Source organism: Yersinia hibernica (assembly GCF_004124235.1).
GTDB classification, from domain to species: domain Bacteria; phylum Pseudomonadota; class Gammaproteobacteria; order Enterobacterales; family Enterobacteriaceae; genus Yersinia; species Yersinia hibernica.
Window position 1 is genome coordinate 2,720,154 of sequence record NZ_CP032487.1, and the last position, 13,436, is coordinate 2,733,589.

A 13,436-nucleotide genomic window follows, 5' to 3' on the forward strand; every position below is an offset into this window, starting at 1 on the left:
GTAAGGCGCACCATGAATAATTCATAAATGACATGTATGATTGGCGTCATATCAGTGATATCCGCAGTCATAAGAATTACAGCTAGGCTTCAAATAAACCGGCCCTAAGTGACCCAGAGGAACGCAGTGACTCAGAGAAACAGTTTGCACGTAGTGACACAAGAAATCTTGCTGGAACCCGCCGATAATCAGCGCCTGCTGAGTTTGTGTGGGCCTTTTGATAACAATATCAAGCAGTTGGAACGCCGATTAGGTATTGAAATTAATCGTCGCGATAACCGCTTTAAGTTAGTCGGTAAGAATATCTGCGTTGTTGCCGCGGCAGATATTCTGCGCCACCTGTATGTTGATACCGCCCCTATCCGTGGTGTCATCCCTGATATTGACCCCGAAGATATCCATCTTGCGGTGAAGGAAAGTCGTGTACTGGAGCAAACCGCCGAAAGCGTGCCTGATTACGGAAAAGCCGTAAATATTCGGACTAAGCGCGGCATGGTCAAACCGCGAACGCCAAATCAAGCACAATACATCGCCAATATTCTCGATCACGATATTACTTTCGGGATTGGCCCGGCCGGGACGGGTAAGACCTATCTGGCCGTCGCCGCCGCAGTCGATGCTCTGGAGCGCCAGAATGTACGGCGGATTTTGCTGACCCGCCCCGCCGTTGAAGCAGGTGAAAAGCTGGGTTTCTTGCCCGGTGACCTCAGCCAAAAAGTCGACCCTTATCTGCGGCCACTTTATGATGCATTATTTGAAATGTTGGGCTTTGAGCGCGTTGAAAAACTGATTGAACGTAATGTCATTGAAGTCGCGCCCCTGGCCTATATGCGCGGCCGCACACTCAATGATGCGTTTATCATTTTGGATGAAAGCCAGAACACCACCATCGAGCAGATGAAAATGTTCCTGACGCGCATTGGCTTTAACTCCAAAGCGGTGATTACCGGTGATATCACGCAAACTGACTTGCCGCGCCACCAGAAATCAGGCTTAAGCCATGCCATTGAAGTGTTATCTGAGGTAGAGGAATTAAGCTTTAACTTCTTCCATAGCGAAGATGTGGTGCGCCACCCAGTTGTCGCCCGCGTGGTTATTGCTTATGAAGCCTGGGAAGCCGCAGAACAAAAACGCAAAGAGGCTATCGCCGAACAACGTAAGCGGGAAACTCACACCCCATCTGAGCAGGAGGCTCCGTGAGCCAAGTTATTCTCGATTTACAAATTGCCTGTGCCGACAGCCAGGGGTTACCGACCGAAGCAGATTTTCAGCATTGGCTGGAAGCGGTGTTACCGCAATTTCAGGAAATCGCGGAAGTCACTATCCGCGTGGTTGATGAAGCAGAAAGCCATGAGCTCAATCTGACCTATCGCGGTAAAGATAAACCGACCAATGTCTTGTCTTTTCCATTTGAGGCCCCACCTGAGATTGAACTGCCATTACTGGGCGATTTAATCATTTGCCGCCAGGTAGTTGAACAAGAAGCGGTTGAACAAGAGAAAGCACTATTGGCTCATTGGGCGCATATGGTTGTTCATGGCAGTCTCCATCTGCTAGGGTATGACCACATCGTTGACGATGAAGCAGAAGAAATGGAGTCAATTGAAACTGAAATAATGCAAAGTCTAGGTTATCCAGACCCTTACATTTCAGAAAAAGACCCAGAATAAACCTTACTCCATCAGATATAATTGTCTAATGGGGATAAGTAAAAAGCTGTCGGCGGTGTGTGTCTAGCGCGGCCGATAATAATATTAATCTATACCTCAAAAACTTGAAGTTGCAGCTAGGCGGCAGGAGAATTCATCCCAATGAGCTTACTTAGGTAAATGATTTGGCTGAGTAAATGTAGCTAACAATCCTGCGCTTTCAAGTACGAAGGGTAAACATAGGTAAACTTAACTAAAACGCCATGAGCGACGACCACTCACAAAACAACGATAGCCCCAGTCCCAAGAAAGGGTTCTTTACTCTCATCCTTAACCAGTTATTCCACGGTGAACCTAAGAACCGTGGTGATCTGGTAGAGCTTATCCGTGATTCTGAGCAGAATGATCTGATTGACCCCGATACCAGAGACATGCTGGAGGGGGTGATGGATATTGCCGAACAGCGCGTACGGGATATCATGATCCCCCGCTCTCAGATGGTCACACTAAAGCGCAATCAAACGCTGGATGAGTGCCTGGATGTTATTATTGAATCTGCACACTCCCGCTTCCCAGTTATCAGTGAAGATAAAGATCACATTGAAGGCATTCTGATGGCCAAGGATTTGCTGCCGTTTATGCGCACAGATTCCGAGCCATTCAGCATTGATAAAGTCCTACGCACAGCGGTTGTAGTACCGGAAAGTAAACGTGTTGACCGGATGCTGAAAGAGTTCCGCTCTCAGCGCTATCACATGGCAATTGTCATTGATGAGTTTGGCGGTGTTTCAGGCCTGGTGACCATTGAAGATATTCTTGAGCTGATCGTTGGCGAAATTGAAGATGAGTATGACGACGAAGAAGACAGAGATATTCGTCAGCTCAGCCGGCACACTTATACCATTCGTGCGCTGACCCAAATTGAAGATTTCAATGAAGTATTCAACACCCATTTCAGCGACGATGAAGTGGACACCATCGGTGGTTTGGTCATGCAGGCGTTTGGTCATTTACCCGCCCGCGGTGAAACCATTGAAATTGAAGGTTACTTATTTAAAGTTGCCATGGCGGATAGCCGACGTATCATTCAGGTTCATGTAAAAATCCCGGATGATGCTCCGCAACCCAAACTGGAAGAATAAATCCTCGATGCCTATCGCTTCATACCTTCAACGCCAGTGGGTTCGCGCCCTACTGGCGCTATTTTTTGGCGCCTGCGGTACGCTGGCCTATTCGCCATTTGACTACTGGCCAGCGGCCATTATTTCGCTATTTGGCTTACTCAGCCTGACATTGAATCGCAACACCAAACAAGCCGCTTTTATCGGCTTTTGTTGGGGTATGGGGCTATTTGGCAGTGGTATTAACTGGGTGTATGTCAGCATCGCTGAATTTGGCGGAATGCCGACTGCCATCAATATCTTCCTGGTGGTATTGCTAGCGGCGTATCTTTCGCTCTACACCCTGCTGTTTGCCGGGTTATTAGCACGAATATGCCCGAAAACTACATGGTGGCGGCTCGCCATTGCTGCGCCAGTGGTGTGGCAACTGACTGAATTCTTACGCGGCTGGGTCTTGACCGGCTTCCCATGGCTACAGTTCGGCTACAGCCAAATTAACGGCCCACTGCGTGGTATTGCGCCGATTCTCGGTGTCGATGGCATTACCTTTATGCTGATGTCGATTAGCGGATTACTGGTTTACGCCTGCTATCGACGCCGCATCACTGCTGCAATTATCGCCGCCGCTATGTTATTGCTGCCGTGGCCGCTGCGCCAGTTACATTGGTTCACTCCGGAGCCTGAACGGGCGGTCAACGTGGCGATGGTGCAGGGTAATATTGCTCAATCAATGAAGTGGGACCCTAAAGTCCTGCTCTCAACCCTGCAAATCTATCTGGATGAAACTCGCCCATTTATGGGTAAAGCGCCGATTATTATCTGGCCGGAATCTGCCATTCCTGATATCGAAACAGATCAAATCGGCTTTCTGACGATGGTGGATGACCTGATGCGGGCTAACCACAGCAGCTTAATCACCGGTATTGTTGATGCCCGGCCGCGACCAGAGGGCAAAGGTTACCATTTCTTTAATAGCATCATTGTGTTAGGTGATAAAGCTCCCTACCAATACCCGACCCACAACCGCTATAGCAAACACCACTTGGTTCCCTTTGGTGAGTTTGTGCCGCTCGAGTCTCTGCTGCGCCCGTTAGCTCCATTCTTTGATTTACCCATGTCATCATTCAGCCGGGGCAGTTATGTGCAACCGCAGCTCAATGTGGCCGGGTTTAACCTGACCGCCGCTATCTGTTATGAAATTGTTTTGGGCCAACAGGTTCGTGATAACTTCAGACCTGATACCAACTTCTTGCTGACTGTCTCCAATGATGCTTGGTTTGGCCACTCTATTGGCCCATGGCAGCATTTCCAGATGGCCCGCATGCGCGCCCTTGAATTGGGTCGTCCGCTGTTGCGCAGCACCAATAATGGTATTACGGCCGCAGTCGGGCCAAGTGGTGAAATCTTGGCGCAGATTCCACAGTTCACCCAGCAAGTGCTGGAAGTAAAAGTCACCCCAACCACCGGCATAACACCCTATGCTCGGTTTGGTTCGTGGCCAATGTGGATTATCACCTTGGTTCTCGGAGCATTGACGCTATACCGCGCTATTCGCGGCCGTTCAGATAAAAAATAAACCGCTCTACGGGCATGTCATTGATATGCCCGTCATCACTTTAAACTCCCCCATTATCAGTATTGCGAATCGTTATCACTGCTGTTATCTTGCCGTGCAGTACAAATAATTAGCATGATTTGCAATTTGAGAGTCTTATGTCACTAAATCCTGAATTTATCCTCACGACTGAAGCACAGTTAAGTGAGCATTACGCCGCACCTAATCAGAATGTGTTAAATAAGCAAATAGATCACATTGATGATTACGCCAAAAAACTCATTGCCGCCGCACCTTTCGCCGTGCTGGGCACCTTGGGTAGCAACGGCATTGATTGTTCACCTAAAGGCGGGGAAGCGGGTTTTATTCATGTACAAGATAGCAAAACGCTGATGCTGCCAGATAGACCGGGCAATAATCGTCTGGATGGTATTCGCAATCTGCTCCATAACCCATTTATCGGTATTTTGTTCTTGATCCCCGGCTGGACGGAGGGTTTCCGGGTTAATGGCCGAGCAAAAATCTCCATTGACCCGCAATTGTGCGCACGTTTTAGCCAAAACGGCCAACCTGCTCGCAGCGTGTTAGTGATTGAAGTCGATGAAGTGTTTATTCACTGTGGGCGCGCCATCACCTTTGCTGATCTGTGGAACCCTGAGAAACACGTCGGTAAGGAAAGTGTTCCGACGGCACTGGAGGTCTTTAAGGCCCATCTGGCTATCAACAATCAGCTACTAAGCTAATCAAAGAAATCAAGCTAACATGTTGTTAATTTGAGCAATAGTTAAATCAGTCAACAGTAGCGAGTACCTGATGACTGATTAACTCACTCGCTGTCCCCGCATCACATTTTATCGCCCTCGCTAAATAAGCTATTTCTCCCCACTCTCCCCGTGACTGGCACAGACCTTGCATTATTTCTAATCAAATAGTGTGAGCCATCCGTCAATATCTACTGGGTATTGAGCTATCAAAGGTGATGGCCCCACTGGCGAGGCAAAAGCCAGTTTCAGGTGAAGCAGCACCGTTATTTGCTTGCACATTTATGGGGCGCACCACGCACTGGAATAGTGCGAAGCTGTTTTATTGCCTCTATTTGGTGCGATTTGCGTCTCAAAAAACAAACATTTATTCATCATTTACATAACAATTAGCTATTTTTTAAAGATAATCTGATACAAGTAACAACGAAAATAGCGCGTTGACCAACAAATATCTGTGGTTATGCCAGCACAACAAAATAAGACGATTTTTAGTTTTTCACCTTTTTAACATGACTACATTTTAAGTATCACAACATCAAAGGAGTTGGACCATGCATATGCGTAAATTGGCGTTAGCGCTACTGTTAGCTGGGATAACAAGTGGCGTAGCCCAAGCAGAAGAAGCAAAACCAGAGCAAGCCGCAGCAAAGGCAGAGGCTTCTGTTGACACCTTGAAGAAGATCAAAGATAACGGCGTTATCGTGGTCGGTCACCGTGAGTCCTCCGTTCCATTCTCTTATTACGATAACCAACAAAAAGTGGTGGGTTATTCACAAGATTATTCCAATCTGATCGTCGATGCGATTAAGAAAAAACTTAATGCACCAGACTTACAGGTAAAACTGATTCCAATCACTTCGCAAAACCGTATCCCACTGTTACAAAACGGGACTTTTGATTTCGAGTGTGGCTCCACTACCAATAATCTGGAACGCCAGCAACAAGCCGCGTTCTCAAACACCATTTTTGTTGTCGGCACACGTTTGCTGACCAAAAAAGGATCTGAAGTTAAAGATTTCAAAGATTTAGCTGGAAAACCAGTGGTAGTGACATCAGGCACCACCTCTGAAGTCCTGCTCAATAAATTGAATGAAAAAGACAAAATGAACATGCGCATCATCAGCGCCAAAGACCACGGCGATTCTTTCCGCACCTTGGAAAGTGGCCGGGCAGTGGCCTTTATGATGGATGATGCCTTGCTTGCTGGCGAACGCGCCAAAGCCAAGAAACCTGATCAATGGGATATCGTCGGGGCTCCGCAATCTCAGGAAGCCTACGGCTGCATGCTGCGTAAAGATGACCCAGCCTTTAAAGCACTGCTAGATGAGACTATCGCCACGGCACAAACCTCTGGTGTGGCTGAGAAATCCTTTGACCGCTGGTTCAAAAATCCAATTCCGCCTAAAAATCTTAACCTGAACTTCTCACTGTCTGATGAAATGAAGGCGCTGTTCAAAGCCCCGAACGATAAAGCATTGAACTAACAATAATAATCAGGGTGGGCGGTGCCTGCCCTACAGATTGATGATGGACCGATTGGTAGACAGGATGCGGGGTGGCCGTTCCCCACTCCGCATTTTTTTGTTACCCCTCGCGAGGCCGAAACGCATTGAATCATCAGTCATCAGGATGGCTTATTCATCCTTTTAAGGGAGTTTTTTATGTCAATAGACTGGAACTGGGGTATTTTCCTGCAACCTGCCCCTTTCGGTAATACCACCTATTTTGGCTGGATTTGGTCCGGCTTTCAGGTCACTGTGGCCTTATCATTATGCGCCTGGGTTATCGCTTTCTTTGTCGGCTCATTATTTGGGATTCTCAGAACAGTTCCCAATCGTATTCTGTCAAGTATCGGCGCCTGCTATGTCGAGCTGTTCCGCAACGTGCCGCTGATTGTGCAATTCTTTACTTGGTATCTGGTGGTGCCTGAACTCTTGCCGGTCAATATTGGCATGTGGTTCAAAAGTGAATTAGACCCGAATATACAGTTCTTCCTCTCATCAATGATGTGTCTTGGCTTATTCACCGCCGCCCGCGTTTGTGAGCAGGTACGCGCCGGGATTCAATCACTGCCTCGTGGGCAGAAAGCGGCGGGGTTGGCGATGGGATTGACCCTACCGCAAACTTATCGCTATGTTTTATTACCCAATGCTTATCGGGTGATAATCCCCCCGATGACCTCAGAAATGCTCAACCTGGTAAAAAACTCAGCAATTGCTTCAACCATCGGGCTGGTAGACATGGCCGCACAGGCAGGAAAATTGCTGGATTACTCAGCTCATGCCTATGAATCCTTCACCGCCATCACCCTTGGTTATGTACTGATCAACGCCGTGATCATGCTGTTGATGCGATTAGTTGAAAAGAAAGTGCAGTTGCCCGGCAATCTGGGGAGTAAATAATGTACGAGTTTGATTGGAGCTCCATCGCCCCTGCCCTGCCATACCTGCTGCAAGGCCTGGCGGTCACCGCCAAAATAACCCTCATCGCCATTGTCTTTGGCATAGTTTGGGGCACGGTTTTAGCTGTCATGCGCCTGTCGCCGATTAAAGCGATCAGTTGGTTTGCCACCGCCTATGTCAACGTGTTCCGCTCTATTCCGTTGGTGATGGTGCTGTTATGGTTTTATCTGGTGGTCCCGAGCTTATTACAAAATGTGCTGGGCTTATCACCAAAAACTGATATTCGCCTCATCTCCGCCATGGTAGCCTTTTCATTATTTGAAGCGGCTTATTACTCAGAAATTATCCGGGCCGGGATCCAAAGTATCTCTCGTGGGCAATCCTCCGCGGCACTGGCGCTGGGCATGACCCAAGGTCAGTCCATGAGATTGGTTATCCTGCCCCAAGCTTTCCGCGCTATGGTGCCATTACTGTTAACCCAAGGGATCGTGTTATTTCAGGATACATCGCTGGTGTATGTCCTTAGTCTGGCCGATTTCTTCCGCACCGCGACCACCATTGGTGAGCGGGACGGGACCCAGGTTGAAATGGTGCTGTTTGCCGGTTTGGTGTATTTCGTTATCAGTTTTGCCGCGTCGATGCTGGTTAACTATTTGAAGAAAAGGACTGTTTGATGATTTCCCTGAAAAATGTTTCTAAGTGGTACGGCCACTTTCAGGTGCTGGCTGACTGCACCACCGAAGTTAAAAAAGGTGAGGTCGTGGTGGTCTGCGGCCCTTCTGGCTCAGGTAAATCAACCTTAATCAAAACTGTTAATGGGCTAGAACCTATTCAAAAAGGCAGCATTACAGTTAATGGTATTGGCGTGAATGATAAAGGTACCAATTTGGCGCAGTTACGTTCCAAAGTTGGCATGGTATTCCAACATTTCGAACTGTTCCCGCACCTGTCTATTATTGAAAACCTGACTCTGGCCCAAATCAAAGTCCTCAAACGCGATAAAGCAGAGGCGCGAGAAAAAGGGCTAAAACTGTTAGACCGCGTCGGTCTTTCCACTCATGCCGATAAATTCCCTTCTCAGTTATCGGGCGGCCAGCAACAGCGCGTCGCGATTGCCCGCGCATTGTGTATGGACCCCATCGCCATGTTATTTGACGAACCGACCTCAGCCCTCGACCCAGAAATGATCAACGAAGTGCTGGATGTCATGGTCAAACTGGCATTGGAGGGCATGACCATGATGGTCGTGACCCACGAAATGGGCTTTGCGCGTAAAGTGGCCAATCGGGTTATTTTTATGGATGAGGGGAAAATCGTCGAAGACAGCAACAAAGATGATTTCTTTAACAATCCTAAATCTGACCGCGCTAAAGACTTCTTAGCAAAAATCCTACATTAATCGCCACCTCCCCTGCACCCGTGGGGGAGGAATTTGCGCTTGTTCTCCTTTTACGCCCAGCGAGATTGCTTATCCGCTTTATTATCAGCATCCTCCTCTTAATGTTGCGACGAAAAGAGGAAACATGATGCCCCGCCCGATTATCATTGATTGCGACCCCGGCCATGACGATGCTATTGCACTGATTTTGGCACTGGCCTCCCCCGAACTGAATGTAAAAGCCGTGACGACCTGTGCCGGTAACCAAACCCCCGATAAAACCTTGCGCAATGCGCTACGTATCCTGACATTACTTGAGCGCCAAGATATTCCGGTTGCCGGCGGGGCACTCAAACCATTGCTGCGCGAATTAATTATTGCCGACAATGTCCACGGTGAAACGGGCTTAGATGGCCCATCATTGCCCGACCCAGATTTCTCACCGCAGCCGGAAAATGCCGTAGAGTTAATGGCAAAAATAGTGCGCGCCAGCCCTCACCCAGTGACCATCGTGGCAACCGGCCCGCTGACTAACGTGGCGTTATTACTGGCCGGACATGGCGCGCTGATAGCCAAAATAGACCGCATCGTCATCATGGGCGGAGCCGTAATGTTAGGAAACTGGACACCCGCGGCTGAATTTAACATTTTTGTTGATCCCGAAGCGGCTGACCGAGTCTTTAAATCGGGGATCCCCATCACCATGGCGGGGTTGGATGTGACCCATCAAGCACAAGTGATGGATGAGGACATTGACCGCATTCGCCAGTTGAATAACCCAGTAGCTGAAGTGGTGGCGGGCTTATTAGATTTCTTTATGTTATACCACCGCCAAGAGCGCTGGGGTTTTCAAGGCGCGCCACTGCATGACCCCTGCACTATCGCCTGGTTATTGGCTCCGGAATTATTCACCAGTATTGAACGTTGGGTCGGTATTGAAACCCGCGGTGAATATACTCAAGGCATGACTGTCGTCGATTATTATCAACTCACCGGTCATACGCCGAATGCTGAGGTTCTCATGGGCATTGACCGAAAAGGATTTATTGACTTACTGGTCGAGCGAGTGGCCCGTTACGCGGTATAGCGCATGACACTCCGCCAGCGCGGAGTGTCTCTCTTTGGCCCACAGGAACTTAAGGCTGGAATGGCCGACGCGTAAACTGGTCATGGCCACATTTTGGGCAGACGGGAAGCACTTCAGGGGTATAGAAAGCTAGGTGATAATGGCATTTTTCACAGACTAAATTGCCTAATCCGACCACCTCGCCACTATGATAAACCCCATGATGACTGACATCTTTAAACACCTCACGCCACTCTAATTGCGTTTTGTCGGTGATATCAGCCAGTTCCTGCCATAAACTTTCTTTAATCACCCGCATAAATACACTGTCAGTAAACTCATCCTTACTTTCTTCATAGCTGCGAGCAAACTCCTCCAGATCACGCCGCACCGCCTGAATGATTTGCTCAACTTCACTGCGGGTTAACTCCTCTACCGAGTCCAACCGCTGTTCGGCACTCTCCACCAGCTTATCGATATCACGTTCACCATTTTTCAAGCGTTCAGTCAGTGATGCCACTAACTCTCGATAATATTGAGCTACCTTGTTCATACAGTCTCCTCGATCCACGGTTGTGATAAAGCAAAAGTTGTGACAAAGAAAATAGAGATAAAGTGCTTTATTTCGCCTGCTTGGCTGACCTCGCAGTTATTATCTGCTCCTACTAAGCCTGATAGTAAAGCTAACGTTAATTATTTTAGTCGTAAATGACTGAGGTCACGTCATCTTCAGGTTTTTCTCATGCTACTTTGATGATTTCTGCCATTCACTGCGCAGAAAAAGCCTCCTGTAGGATGCAGAGTGTTGTTGCCGCTGCCGCTTATCAGCTATGCTATGCGGATCTCTCTTTATGATACGAAACAGATGATGCTACAGGCGTAGCTGTTTTTCACTATAGGACCACCGGCCGCCATGCAAGAGCAATACCGCCCAGAAGATATCGAAACGCAAGTACAGCTTCACTGGCAAGAGAAGCAAACTTTTAAAGTCACTGAAGATACCAGCAAAGAAAAATATTACTGCCTATCCATGCTGCCGTATCCATCAGGGCGCCTACATATGGGGCACGTGCGTAACTACACCATTGGTGATGTTATCTCCCGTTACCAGCGCATGCTGGGCAAAAACGTGTTGCAGCCCATCGGCTGGGATGCATTTGGTCTACCTGCTGAGGGCGCTGCGGTAAAAAACAACACCGCGCCAGCACCTTGGACTTACGACAACATCGAATACATGAAGAACCAGTTAAAATTACTGGGCTTCGGCTACGACTGGGATCGCGAGATTGCGACCTGTAAACCCGATTATTATCGTTGGGAACAGTGGTTCTTCACCAAGTTGTATGAAAAAGGTATGGTCTACAAAAAGACCGCGGCGGTTAACTGGTGCCCCCACGACCTGACAGTCTTGGCGAACGAGCAAGTGATCGACGGCTGCTGCTGGCGCTGTGACACCAAAGTTGAACGCAAAGAAATCCCACAGTGGTTTATTAAAATCACCGATTACGCGGATCAACTGCTTAATGATTTGGACCGGCTTGAAAGCTGGCCTGAACAAGTTAAGACCATGCAACGTAACTGGATTGGCCGCTCTGAGGGCGTTGATATCGTTTTCGACGTCGCAGATAGCGAAGAGAAACTCTCCGTCTATACCACCCGCCCGGACACCTTTATGGGGGTGACTTACGTTGCCGTGGCTGCTGGTCATCCATTGTCATTGCAAGCCGCTGCCACCAATCCGCTCTTGGCTGATTTTGTTGCTGAATGCCGTAATACCAAGGTTGCCGAAGCTGAAATGGCCACCATGGAGAAAAAAGGCATGGCGACCGGGCTGTATGTCATCCACCCATTGACTGGCGAGAAATTGCCAATCTGGGCGGCAAACTTTGTCTTGATGGATTACGGCACGGGCGCAGTGATGGCGGTGCCAGGCCACGATGCGCGTGACTGGGAGTTTGCGACCAAATATCACCTGCCCATCAAGCCGGTTATTTTAGCCGCTGATGGTAGCGAGCCAGATTTAAGCCAGGAAGCCATGACCGAGAAAGGTGTCCTGTTTAACTCGGGTGAGTTTGATGGCCTGAATTATGAAGATGCCTTCAATGCTGTCGCTGACAAACTGGTCGCACTTGGTGTCGGCGAGCGCAAAGTCAACTACCGTCTGCGTGACTGGGGGGTCTCCCGTCAACGTTACTGGGGCGCACCTATCCCCATGATCACTCTGGAAGATGGCACTGTTGTGCCAACACCAGAAGATCAACTGCCGGTTATCCTGCCAGAAGATGTGGTGATGGATGGGATTACCAGCCCAATCAAAGCCGACCCTGAATGGGCTAAAACCACCGTCAATGGCATGCCTGGCCTACGCGAAACCGATACCTTTGACACCTTTATGGAGTCATCTTGGTATTACGCGCGCTATACCTGCCCACAATTTGATAAGGGCATGCTGGACCCGGCCGCGGCTAACTACTGGTTGCCCGTTGATCAGTATGTTGGTGGCATTGAACATGCCATCATGCACCTAATGTACTTCCGCTTCTTCCATAAATTGCTGCGTGATGCAGGTTTGGTTGATTCTGATGAGCCCGCCAAACGCCTGCTGTGCCAAGGCATGGTGTTGGCTGATGCATTTTACTACACTGGCCCTAACGGTGAACGTATCTGGGTTTCACCGGTTGATGCTATTGTTGAACGTGATGACAAAGGCCGTATTGTTAAAGCGACCGATGCTGAAGGCCATGAGCTGGTGTACGCTGGCATGAGCAAAATGTCGAAATCGAAAAATAACGGTATCGACCCGCAAGTCATGGTCGAGAAGTACGGTGCTGATACCGTGCGTCTGTTCATGATGTTTGCTTCACCGGCAGAAATGACCTTGGAGTGGCAGGAATCAGGGGTTGAAGGCGCTAACCGCTTCCTAAAACGCGTCTGGCGTCTGGCCTTTGACCACACCGCCAAAGGGGCCACCGCCCCACTGGACATCGCCGGCCTGACGGAAGAACAAAAATCCTTACGTCGTGACTTGCATAAAACCATCGCCAAAGTCACTGATGACGTGGGCCGCCGTCAAACCTTCAACACCGCCATTGCGGCGGTGATGGAGTTGATGAACAAATTGGGCCGTGCTCCGCAGGACACTGAGCAAGACCGCGCTCTGCTGCAAGAAGCATTACTGGCAGTCGTGCGGATGCTTTATCCATTCACCCCTCACGTTTGCTTTACCTTGTGGCAAGCTCTGGGTGGCGAGGGGGATATCGATACCGCACCATGGCCAATTGCTGACGAACAAGCGATGGTCGAAGACTCTAAATTAGTGGTCGTACAGGTGAATGGTAAAGTGCGAGGCCGAATTACTGTGCCTGCCAATGCCACTGAACAGCAAGTGCGTGAACGCGCTAGTCAGGAACACTTGGTGGCTAAATACCTGGATGGGGTTACCGTGCGTAAAGTCATCTATGTCCCTGGCAAACTGCTTAACCTGGTTGTAGGTTAAGGCAA

At 49.0% G+C, this 13,436-nt stretch carries 12 protein-coding genes; 11 read left to right on the forward strand and 1 reads right to left on the reverse strand.

Annotation, left to right across the window (positions count from 1 at the left end):
* The first annotated feature begins 126 nt into the window (after window positions 1–126).
* From D5F51_RS12880 to rihA, 10 genes are all read left to right on the forward strand, one after another.
* Window positions 127–1,200, forward strand: coding sequence for a PhoH family protein (locus D5F51_RS12880; RefSeq protein ID WP_186368189.1), 1,074 nt, complete (start codon window positions 127–129; stop codon window positions 1,198–1,200).
* Window positions 1,197–1,670, forward strand: coding sequence for an rRNA maturation RNase YbeY (gene ybeY / locus D5F51_RS12885; protein WP_025377571.1), 474 nt, complete (start codon window positions 1,197–1,199; stop codon window positions 1,668–1,670). Before D5F51_RS12880 ends, ybeY begins: the two co-directional genes overlap by 4 nt.
* 242 nt (window positions 1,671–1,912) lie before the next feature.
* On the forward strand, window positions 1,913–2,791 hold the full coding sequence (gene corC / locus D5F51_RS12890) for a CNNM family magnesium/cobalt transport protein CorC (RefSeq protein ID WP_129197157.1): 879 nt from the start codon (window positions 1,913–1,915) through the stop codon (window positions 2,789–2,791).
* A 7-nt stretch (window positions 2,792–2,798) separates the two neighbouring features.
* The gene (gene lnt / locus D5F51_RS12895; protein ID WP_129197159.1) at window positions 2,799–4,346 is read left to right on the forward strand and encodes an apolipoprotein N-acyltransferase; all 1,548 of its coding nucleotides are present in this window, start codon (window positions 2,799–2,801) and stop codon (window positions 4,344–4,346) included.
* Between the two features lie 137 nt (window positions 4,347–4,483).
* Window positions 4,484–5,068 carry an MSMEG_1061 family FMN-dependent PPOX-type flavoprotein gene (locus D5F51_RS12900; protein WP_129197161.1) on the forward strand — a complete coding sequence of 195 codons (585 nt, stop codon included), beginning with the start codon at window positions 4,484–4,486 and terminating at the stop codon, window positions 5,066–5,068.
* Between the two features lie 572 nt (window positions 5,069–5,640).
* On the forward strand, window positions 5,641–6,573 hold the full coding sequence (locus D5F51_RS12905) for an amino acid ABC transporter substrate-binding protein (protein ID WP_129197163.1): 933 nt from the start codon (window positions 5,641–5,643) through the stop codon (window positions 6,571–6,573).
* A 177-nt stretch (window positions 6,574–6,750) separates the two neighbouring features.
* Complete coding sequence (locus D5F51_RS12910; RefSeq protein WP_087769565.1) at window positions 6,751–7,491, forward strand: amino acid ABC transporter permease; 741 nt, start codon at window positions 6,751–6,753, stop codon at window positions 7,489–7,491.
* A complete protein-coding gene (gltK, locus tag D5F51_RS12915) occupies window positions 7,491–8,165 on the forward strand; it encodes a glutamate/aspartate ABC transporter permease GltK (protein WP_025377566.1) in 675 nt (224 codons plus the stop codon). The genes D5F51_RS12910 and gltK overlap by 1 nt, the downstream gene beginning before the upstream one ends.
* Entirely contained in the window at window positions 8,165–8,890 is a 726-nt protein-coding gene (locus D5F51_RS12920; protein ID WP_025377565.1) for an amino acid ABC transporter ATP-binding protein, read from the forward strand. The genes gltK and D5F51_RS12920 overlap by 1 nt, the downstream gene beginning before the upstream one ends.
* 127 nt (window positions 8,891–9,017) lie before the next feature.
* Window positions 9,018–9,956, forward strand: coding sequence for a pyrimidine-specific ribonucleoside hydrolase RihA (gene rihA, locus D5F51_RS12925; protein WP_025377564.1), 939 nt, complete (start codon window positions 9,018–9,020; stop codon window positions 9,954–9,956).
* A gap of 49 nt (window positions 9,957–10,005) precedes the next feature.
* On the opposite strand, the gene D5F51_RS12930 is transcribed toward rihA, so the two are convergent.
* Complete coding sequence (locus tag D5F51_RS12930) at window positions 10,006–10,488, reverse strand: zinc ribbon-containing protein (RefSeq protein ID WP_025377563.1); 483 nt, start codon at window positions 10,486–10,488, stop codon at window positions 10,006–10,008.
* A 360-nt stretch (window positions 10,489–10,848) separates the two neighbouring features.
* Between D5F51_RS12930 and leuS the strand changes: the two genes are divergently transcribed.
* Window positions 10,849–13,431, forward strand: coding sequence for a leucine--tRNA ligase (gene leuS, locus D5F51_RS12935; protein ID WP_025377562.1), 2,583 nt, complete (start codon window positions 10,849–10,851; stop codon window positions 13,429–13,431).
* The last annotated feature ends 5 nt before the right edge of the window (window positions 13,432–13,436 follow it).

Bases quoted from the DNA above. Each gene is read 5' to 3' on its own strand.
- D5F51_RS12900 (WP_129197161.1), top strand. From the start codon at position 4,484: ATGTCACTAAATCCTGAATTTATCCTCACGACTGAAGCACAGTTAAGT.
- D5F51_RS12910 (WP_087769565.1), top strand. From the start codon at position 6,751: ATGTCAATAGACTGGAACTGGGGTATTTTCCTGCAACCTGCCCCTTTC.
- lnt (WP_129197159.1), top strand. From the start codon at position 2,799: ATGCCTATCGCTTCATACCTTCAACGCCAGTGGGTTCGCGCCCTACTG.
- D5F51_RS12905 (WP_129197163.1), top strand. From the start codon at position 5,641: ATGCATATGCGTAAATTGGCGTTAGCGCTACTGTTAGCTGGGATAACA.
- D5F51_RS12930 (WP_025377563.1), bottom strand. From the start codon at position 10,488: ATGAACAAGGTAGCTCAATATTATCGAGAGTTAGTGGCATCACTGACT.
- rihA (WP_025377564.1), top strand. From the start codon at position 9,018: ATGCCCCGCCCGATTATCATTGATTGCGACCCCGGCCATGACGATGCT.
- corC (WP_129197157.1), top strand. From the start codon at position 1,913: ATGAGCGACGACCACTCACAAAACAACGATAGCCCCAGTCCCAAGAAA.
- leuS (WP_025377562.1), top strand. From the start codon at position 10,849: ATGCAAGAGCAATACCGCCCAGAAGATATCGAAACGCAAGTACAGCTT.
- D5F51_RS12920 (WP_025377565.1), top strand. From the start codon at position 8,165: ATGATTTCCCTGAAAAATGTTTCTAAGTGGTACGGCCACTTTCAGGTG.
- gltK (WP_025377566.1), top strand. From the start codon at position 7,491: ATGTACGAGTTTGATTGGAGCTCCATCGCCCCTGCCCTGCCATACCTG.